The organism is Phocaeicola intestinalis (assembly GCF_014837065.1).
Classification (GTDB): domain Bacteria; phylum Bacteroidota; class Bacteroidia; order Bacteroidales; family Bacteroidaceae; genus Phocaeicola; species Phocaeicola intestinalis.
The window spans coordinates 1-865 of sequence record NZ_JACSPP010000139.1 but is presented as its reverse complement, the minus strand read 5'-3'; the positions used below and the strand labels follow the sequence as shown (position 1 = coordinate 865).

Genomic DNA, 865 nt, shown 5'->3' with positions numbered 1-865 from the left:
TCGACAACTGCATTTCCATGCCGTAAAGATACAACTTTTAAACGAATTATTCGCATTTCACTTACTTTTGACTATAAATGAAACTGCATTCGTATCCAATGTCCCATTTTCCAGACAAAACACGTCAGAATAGAACCTGTCATTCTTGTAGCATACGCGCCTACATCCCTTGCCACGCCCCCATAACCATACTGCATCAGACAACAAAGTAATATAAGCATATTGCTCCTTGAATGCCTCACAACCTGTATAATCAACAAAACAATCCCTTTTCAAATCATAACAACTGAAACGGTCTATGGAGGTAGAAATCCATAAAAAGCCATGATTGTCTTCACACACACTTTTTACTCTTCCGTCAGCCAATGAAGGTAATTCGCCAATACTGTCCGGCAAGAATGTCCGAAAAGTATTCCCGTCATACCGATTCAACCCATTCAATGTGCTGAACCAGATAAATCCTTTACTATCTTGATATATATGACGAACCGTATTATTGGATAAGCCATTGGAGGTAGTCAAAGACTCAGTATGTATATTGTATAAGATGGATTAGCGTGTATCCCTATGAAAATAAACATACAATATGAATACAGCATCCCAATAAACACCTGCCTTTTTCCTAAAATAAATGTCTTCATGTCACCAATTAAATTCTATGTCTTTGACATATTAGGTTAGAAAGGAACAAAAATAAAGAAATTATACAGAAGAAGCAATTATGACAAGAAAAAGAAATGCATAATCTCAAAAAAAGAAAAGGATCCTCCCCCGACCATCAGACCGGGGGAGAATCCCAAAACGGCGGCTACCTACTCTCCCACTGTTACGCAGTACCATCGGCGTGACGAAGCTTAACTTCTCT

1 protein-coding gene is annotated in these 865 nt (G+C 38.3%); it reads right to left on the bottom strand.

Annotation, left to right across the window (positions count from 1 at the left end; all coding sequences use genetic code 11):
• Positions 1–57: 57 nt before the first annotated feature.
• Entirely contained in the window at positions 58–522 is a 465-nt protein-coding gene (locus H9625_RS17390) for a ligand-binding sensor domain-containing protein (protein ID WP_225226501.1), read from the bottom strand.
• Positions 523–865: the final 343 nt, after the last annotated feature.